Genomic DNA, 7,700 nt, shown 5'->3' with positions numbered 1-7,700 from the left:
CGGCAGAAGGTGCCGATGTGCTGGTGCTGGTCACCGAATGGGACATTTTCCGCGCGCTCGACATGAAGCGCCTCGCCAGTGCGATGAACGGCAATGCGCTCGTCGATCTGCGCAATATATACCCCCTCGCCGAAGTCACCGAAGCTGGCTTTACGCTGGCCCGCGTCGGCGCGGCGAGTTGAACGTTTCGCCCAGCCGACGTGACAAAATCCTGATTTCAGCCAACACATCAATCAGCGGTGCATGTAACATGGCGGAATCGGGAGCTTTGTTGGCCGCCTGGCACTATTGGGCGGCCAAGAGCAGTAAGCGCGCTGTGCGACAGACAGCATCGAACGTCGTTGGGATGAGGTGACATAGCCGCGATCGGGCGATATGTATCATCCGCCCGACTGCGGGCCATTATTAGAATTGACGACATCTCGACGGCCTGTGCCAAGAGTGTCGGGTCGAGCCGAAGGGCATTTGGAGATTTCATGAACTGCTTGTCGCACCTTCATTATGGCGCTCGTCTTCCACGCCTCTGCCTTTTGGCCGCCCTGCTCGCTACGACTGCCTGCACCTCGATCGGACCGGGAACAAGCCGGGTCGTCAAAGCGGGCAAGGCGCAGGACGGCGCTATTCAGGGCATCCAGATCATCAACCTCGACGAACGTTCGCTGGTCGAGATGCCCCGCGCAACCACCCCTGATTTTGCAACCGGCCTTGGTTATTCCGATGCGGTGGGCGAAACGGTGGGTTCGGGTGATGTCCTGAACGTCACTATCTGGGAAGCGCCGCCGGCTGTGTTATTTGGTGCGAGTGCAGCGTCGGGCACCTCCGTCCAGACCAGTGGCACCACCACCCTGCCTGAATTTCTGGTTGGTCCGTCGGGCCGGATATCCGTGCCGTTCGCTGGACTGGTGCAAGCGGCCGGGCGCACCCTCCCCCAAATTGAGCAGGATATTATCTCGCGCCTGCGCGGCAAGGCCCATTTGCCGCAGGTGGCGGTCCGGCTGATACGCAATCTCAGCGCCAACGTCTCAGTTGTGGGTGAGGTCGCCAACAGCACGCGAATGCCGCTGACCCCGAAAGGAGAAACCATCCTGGACGCCATTGCTGCGGCAGGTGGCACCAAGCAGCAATCCGACAAGATGACGATCCAAGTCAGTCGCGGCGGGCAGGTCTATTCCATGCCTTTTGCGGCCGTGATCAACGACCCTCGGCAGAATGTCGTTTTGAAGACCGGGGACGTGGTGACGGCGCTGTTCCGCCCCTATAGCTTCACCATGTTGGGTGCGGCTGGCCAAAACCAGGAAGTGCCGTTTGAAGCAACGGGCCTATCGCTGGCGCAGGCCATGGGGCGCGTCGGCGGCCTTGCCGAAGGACGGGCTGATCCCAAGGGCGTGTTCGTATTCCGCTGGGAAGACCCCGCCGCGGTCGTCAATCGCAGTGCGTCGGTTTCCCCGCGTTCGGATGGACGCATCCCGGTTATTTACCGCGTGGATATGAGAGACCCGGCGACCTATTTCGCGATGCAGAATTTTGCCATTCATGACCGCGACGTACTTTATGTATCGACCAATCCGGTGGCCGAGTTCCAACGGGTGATCGGCCTGATTGCCTCAACGGCACTGCCGCTGGTCGCCATCGACAATGCCATTGCCCGATAAGCATATAGAAGCGGCATTACAGGATAAGATGGCGTTGATCGGCGTCGCTCGCAAATTGCAGCCACGCCATGTGGCAAAACCATGGGGACGCATCCATCTGCCTTCGGTCTTCGGCGATACCGGACCGAACCCGATCGGTGAGATATGGTATGAGGGCGAGGAGAGCGACCTGCCGCTGCTCGTCAAACATATCTTCACCAGCGAGAAATTGTCGATCCAGGTGCATCCCGGCGACGAGGCAGCCATTGCAGAAGGGCTGCAGGGCGGCAAAGAGGAGATCTGGTATATTCTGGATTGCGAACCCGATGCGCGGCTCGGCATTGGCCTGAACCGCGCGGTCAGCCCGGAGCAATTTCGGGCGGCGGCGCTGGACGGATCGATCGAACAGTTGATCGATTGGAAGCCCGTGCGACCAGGCGACTGCTATTTTATTCCAGCAGGGACCGTTCACGCCATTGGTGCCGGGATCATGCTCGCGGAGGTTCAGCAGAATGTCGACGTGACCTATCGTCTGTATGACTATGGTCGGCCGCGTGAACTGCATCTGGATCTGGGCCTGGCTGTCAGCCATCTCGCCCCTTATGACAGGCCGGTTCTTCATGCGCCGCTAGGACAGGATGCTGGATGCATATCGCCGCCAGATGCGCCCTTCAAACTGGAATTGCGCCACTGGCAAAACGTTGACGATGTCCTTCTTCCAAGCGCCCCCCGTATCTGGTTCACGCCGCTTGACGGGAGCGGAACGATCAATGGCGCGCCTTGGGCCAAGGGCGATTGCTGGCTGATCAGCCAGAACTGTCGCTTGCAGATCGACACGCCCTGTTCCGCCCTGCTGGCTACCGTATAATAGTATATTGCGTAGAGCCTCTGGTTGATCATCATGTTCAGGGCATCGCCGAAACTTCCCTCGTCGTAAAACAGGCTTACTACCAAGGCTCTGAAAATCGAAGGGACGAGGCGACGCTCAGCCTTTCATATCCAGTTATCGACCATTGACATGATAGTTGAGCGCGCCTTCTTGGCGCATGAAACAAATGTGCGCGCGGGCGTGCTTTCGTCCTTTCACAAAAAAGGCTGTTCGCAACCCTTCCCTGCCGATATGGCTTGGGTGAGGGGGCGTGAAAGCATAGCGCTTGCCATGTCGGGGGAATGGAATGGATTGGTTGCACGCGGTCGCCGGGCTGTTCGTCGGGGTCATGGTGGGCATGACCGGCGTAGGTGGCGGGTCGCTGATGGCCCCGATCCTGATCCTGCTGTTCGGCGTCGCGCCGGTGACGGCGGTCGGTACCGATCTGTGGTTCGCCGCCATCACCAAGGCAGTGGGCGGGGTCGTCCACCATCGTCATGGCGGAACGGAAGGTGGACCCGACTATGAGGTCATTCGCCGCCTGTGCATTGGCAGCCTGCCCGCCGCGATCATCGTCCTGCTGCTGTTGTCGCAGATCGACACCCATCAGGTAAAAAGCGGTTTCATCATGACAGCCCTGGGCGTGGTGTTGATCCTCACCGCCATTGCTACTCTGTTCCGCGGTCGGTTTCATCATTGGGCGGTCCATGCCCGGACCGATACCGCCGGCCGTTTCCTGCGCTATCAGGCGGGGCTGACCGTGATGGCGGGGGCAGCGCTCGGCATCATGGTCACGCTGACCTCTGTCGGGGCCGGCGCGCTGGGGGCGACTTTGCTGCTGCTGCTCTATCCGTTGCGGATGCGGCTGCAAAAGCTGATCGCGACCGATATCGTCCATGCGGTGCCGCTGACGCTGGTGGCGGGCATCGGCCATTTGTGGATCGGCAATTTCAACGGGATGCTGCTGCTCAACCTGCTGATCGGGTCGATTCCAGGGATCATCATCGGGTCCATGCTGGCCTCCAAAGTGCCTGAAAAAGTGCTGCAGCCGCTTCTCGCGGTCGTACTGATCATCGCGGGCTGGCGTCTGATCGCTTAGGCGATGGCCAGTACGCTGGTCAGGACGATCCGCACCAGTTCCGCCTGCCCCCGCGCGCCCGTCTTGGCATAGATACGCTTGGAATAGTTGCGCGCGGTTTCCACCGTCAGGCCGAGCGTTTCCGCCGCGTCGCTGATCGGGATGCCCTGCGCTATGACCCAGGCGAGCCGTGCTTCGCTGGGCAACAGGCCGAACAGATCGACCAGTTGGTCACAGCGATCGGCCTGTGACCAGCGATCGCCGCTGAGATAAGCGATGGCAACCGGGGTCGATCCCGTCGCGACCGATCCGCCGCGCATTGGCGCGACCAGCATGTCCATCCAGGGATCACGGCTCAGGTTCAGCGCCTTGGGCCGGGCATCGGGATCAGCGGCGACATGCTTGATGAGGGCGGTCAGTTCGCGATCCAGCGCGGGCGACGCCGGGGTCAGCCGGTCGTAGCGACCGCGCCGCAACAGGCTGGTGCGCTGGAACAGTTGTTCGACATGGGCCGTCATGTCGACGATGCGGCAGCGCGCGTCCAGCGTCAGCCAGCCGAAATTGAGCCGCCCAAAGGCTTCGGACGTCAGGGTCGATCGCAATTTCTCGCGCTCCAGCGCGACGAAGGCCCGCAACGCGATGCGCAGATGCGGTGCCAACGCGGTCAGCAACGCACCGACCGCCGGGCCGATCGACCGGCCGCCTGCGCAACTGAGCCAGGCGTCGACGCCGCTCGGCTCGGTCACGCGGACGGAACGCATGTCACTCATCCCCTGCGGCACCATCAGGTCGGTCAGGAAGGATCGATGGACGACATTATCCGGCTCGATCAGTTCGGCGAGCGCATAGACTCGCCCTTCGCGCATATGGCGGTAGGGAAAGGGATCGCGTCGATATTTTTCCACGAACAGATTGTGGATATGCGCAGGCAGCGGCGGCCCGGCGTGCAATTCGACGATCGCATCCTCATCGATGGGGCGGAAGACCAAGGTGGTATAGACCGCCCCGGTTCGCTGGCGCAGCCGTTCCAGGAAATCCTGCCACAAGGGTTGCTGGAACATCCCTTCATGCAATGCCGTCAACAGGCCTGTATCATCCAATCGCATGGGCCATCGCTATACCCTCCCATTTGGGAGGTCCATCGATTCGTGCGTCCTGCCATAGGATGACGCACAAAGATTGCGAGGATTGCATGGTGGACGCAAAAACCCTGACCCATTTGGAACGGCTCGAAGCCGAGAGCATCCACATCCTGCGGGAAGTGGTGTCGGAAGCGGAGAAGCCGGTGATGCTCTATTCCGTGGGCAAGGACAGCGCGGTGATGCTGCATCTGGCGCGCAAGGCCTTTTACCCCTCGCCCCCGCCCTTCCCGCTGCTGCATGTCGATACGACCTGGAAATTTCAGGAAATGTACAAGCTACGCGACCGGATGGCGCAGGAAAGCGGTATGGAATTGCTGGTCTATCAAAATCAGGAAGCCAAGGATCGCGGCATCAACCCGTTCGACCATGGCGCGCTGCACACCGACATGTGGAAGACCGAAGGGTTGAAGCAGGCGCTCAACCTCTATGGGTTCGATGCGGCATTCGGCGGCGCGCGGCGCGACGAGGAAAAGAGCCGCGCCAAGGAGCGCATCTTCTCCTTCCGCACCGCCAGCCATGGTTGGGACCCCAAGAATCAGCGGCCCGAATTGTGGAACCTCTACAATGCGCGCAAGAATAAGGGGGAGAGCATCCGCATCTTCCCGATCAGCAATTGGACCGAGCTGGACATCTGGCAATATATCCACCTGAATGATGTGCCGATCGTGCCGCTCTATTTCGCGGCCAAGCGCCCGACGGTGGAGCGCGACGGCATGTTGCTGATGGTCGATGATGATCGCTTTCCGCTCGAACCCGGCGAAGTGCCGGTGGAGCGTTCGATCCGCTTCCGCACGCTGGGCTGCTATCCGCTGACCGGCGCGGTGGAGAGCGAAGCGGCGACCTTGCCGGAGGTGATCCAGGAAATGCTGCTGACCACCACGTCCGAACGCCAGGGTCGCGCGATCGACAAGGATGCGGGCGGGGCCGGCATGGAGAAGAAGAAACAGGAAGGGTACTTTTAACGAAGCCTCCTCTTCCGTTCGGGCTGAGCTTGTCGAAGCCCAGTCCTTTTCTTCAAGAAGTACAGCCCTTCGACAAGCTCAGGGCGAACGGTGAAAGAAACCGATATGACCGACACCCTCACAGACCCCATCTACAAGACCGACGCCCTCATTGCCGAGGATATCGACGCCTATCTCAAGGTGCATGAGCATAAGACGATGCTGCGCTTCATCACCTGCGGGTCGGTGGATGACGGCAAGTCGACGCTGATCGGCCGCCTGCTGTACGACAGCAAGATGATCTTCGAGGATCAGCTCGAAGCGCTGACCGCCGACAGCAAGAAGATGGGCACGCAGGGGCAGGAGATCGACTTCGCCCTCCTCGTCGATGGCCTCGCCGCCGAGCGCGAACAGGGGATCACGATCGACGTTGCCTATCGCTTCTTTGCCACCGAAAAGCGTAAATTCATCGTCGCCGACACGCCCGGCCATGAACAATATACCCGCAACATGGTGACGGGCGCGTCCACCGCCGACCTCGCCGTCATCCTGATCGACGCGCGCAAGGGCATTTTGACGCAAACGCGCCGCCACAGCTATCTTGCGCACCTGATTGGCATCCGCAACATCGTGCTGGCCGTGAACAAGATGGACCTGGTCGGCTATGACCAGAGCGTGTTCGACACGATCGTCGCCGACTATACCGAGTTCGCCAAGTCGATCGGCATCACGGCGTTCACGCCGATGCCGATTTCCGGGTTCAAGGGCGACAATATCACTGTCCCGTCGGAAAACACGCCCTGGTATACCGGCCCGGCCCTGATCGAACATCTGGAGACGGTCGAGGTCAACAGCGCGACCGACGCGGAAAAGCCGTTCCGCATGCCGGTGCAGTGGGTCAATCGTCCCAATCTCGACTTCCGCGGATTTTCGGGCCTGATCGCGACCGGCACGGTCAAGCCGGGCGACGCGATCCGCGTGCTGCCATCGGGCAAGACGTCCACCATCAGCCGCATCGTCACGCTGGACGGCGATCTGGACGAAGCCGTCGCAGGCCAGTCGGTCACGCTTTGCTTTGCCGACGAGATCGACTGTTCGCGCGGCGACGTCATCGCGCTGGCCGACAATCCGCCCCAGGCCGCCGACCAGTTCGAAGCGACCATCGTATGGATGGCGGACGAGGACATGCTGCCGGGCCGCTCCTATTGGCTCAAGATCGGCACGCAGATGGTCACCGCGACCGTCCAGCAGCCCAAATATCAGGTCAACGTCAACACGATGGAACATCTGGCGGCCAAGACGCTGGAATTGAACGCCATCGGCGTCGCCAATCTGTCGACCGACAAGCAGATCGTGTTCGAACCCTATGAACAGAATAGGACGCTGGGCGGCTTCATCCTGATCGACAAGATCAGCAATGCCACCGTCGCGGCGGGCATGCTGCATTTCTCGCTGCGTCGGGCGCAGAATGTCCATTGGCAATCGACCGACGTGTCGCGCGATTTCCACGCCAACCTCAAGAACCAGAAGCCTGCTGTGCTGTGGTTCACCGGGCTGTCGGGTGCGGGCAAGTCGACCATCGCCAATCTTGTCGAAAAGCGGCTGGCGCGGATGAACCGGCACACCTATTTGCTGGACGGCGACAATGTGCGGCATGGCCTGAACAAGGATCTGGGCTTTACCGATGCCGACCGGGTGGAGAATATCCGCCGCGTGGGCGAGGTCGCCAAGCTCATGACCGACGCGGGGTTGATCGTCATCACTGCCTTCATCTCGCCCTTCCGATCGGAACGCGACATGGTGCGGCAGATGATGCAGCCGGGCGAATTCTTCGAGGTCCATATCGACACATCGCTGGCCGAAGCGGAGAAGCGCGACGTCAAGGGCCTGTACAAGAAGGCGCGGGCCGGGGATCTGAAGAATTTCACCGGGATCGACAGCCCCTATGAAGCGCCGGTGGACCCGGAGATCCATATCGACACGCTGACCATGACCGCGGAAGAAGCGGCCGATGCCATCGTCGCGCGGCTGATCCCATGA

The 7,700-nt window shown here is 60.9% G+C and carries 7 protein-coding genes; 6 read left to right on the top strand and 1 reads right to left on the bottom strand.

The window, feature by feature from the left end:
- From V2I08_RS18225 to V2I08_RS18210, 4 genes are all read left to right on the top strand, one after another.
- A partial coding sequence (locus tag V2I08_RS18225; protein WP_349636264.1) for a UDP binding domain-containing protein occupies positions 1-182 on the top strand: 182 nt, incomplete at its 5' end.
- 348 nt (positions 183-530) lie between these two features.
- The gene (locus tag V2I08_RS18220; protein ID WP_349636263.1) at positions 531-1,652 is read left to right on the top strand and encodes a polysaccharide biosynthesis/export family protein; all 1,122 of its coding nucleotides are present in this window, start codon (positions 531-533) and stop codon (positions 1,650-1,652) included.
- On the top strand, positions 1,636-2,499 hold the full coding sequence (locus tag V2I08_RS18215; RefSeq protein ID WP_349636262.1) for a class I mannose-6-phosphate isomerase: 864 nt from the start codon (positions 1,636-1,638) through the stop codon (positions 2,497-2,499). Before V2I08_RS18220 ends, V2I08_RS18215 begins: the two co-directional genes overlap by 17 nt.
- A 307-nt stretch (positions 2,500-2,806) precedes the next feature.
- The gene (locus V2I08_RS18210) at positions 2,807-3,598 is read left to right on the top strand and encodes a sulfite exporter TauE/SafE family protein (RefSeq protein ID WP_349636261.1); all 792 of its coding nucleotides are present in this window, start codon (positions 2,807-2,809) and stop codon (positions 3,596-3,598) included.
- Here V2I08_RS18210 and V2I08_RS18205 read toward each other — a convergent pair.
- Positions 3,595-4,683 (bottom strand): helix-turn-helix transcriptional regulator, encoded by a 1,089-nt coding sequence (locus tag V2I08_RS18205; protein ID WP_349636260.1) that lies wholly within the window; start codon positions 4,681-4,683, stop codon positions 3,595-3,597. The two genes, V2I08_RS18210 and V2I08_RS18205, sit on opposite strands and share 4 nt — an antisense overlap.
- A gap of 86 nt (positions 4,684-4,769) precedes the next feature.
- Here V2I08_RS18205 and cysD point away from each other — a divergent pair, with 86 nt between their 5' ends.
- Together cysD and cysN are read left to right on the top strand one after the other, a co-directional pair.
- Positions 4,770-5,681, top strand: a complete 912-nt coding sequence (gene cysD, locus V2I08_RS18200; protein WP_349636259.1) for a sulfate adenylyltransferase subunit CysD — start codon at positions 4,770-4,772, stop codon at positions 5,679-5,681.
- A gap of 105 nt (positions 5,682-5,786) precedes the next feature.
- Positions 5,787-7,700 carry a sulfate adenylyltransferase subunit CysN gene (cysN, locus tag V2I08_RS18195; RefSeq protein ID WP_349636258.1) on the top strand — a complete coding sequence of 638 codons (1,914 nt, stop codon included), beginning with the start codon at positions 5,787-5,789 and terminating at the stop codon, positions 7,698-7,700.

It is taken from the genome of Sphingobium sp. MK2, assembly GCF_040170545.1.
Taxonomy (GTDB): domain Bacteria; phylum Pseudomonadota; class Alphaproteobacteria; order Sphingomonadales; family Sphingomonadaceae; genus Sphingobium.
This window is presented reverse-complemented; position numbering and strand designations above follow the sequence as displayed.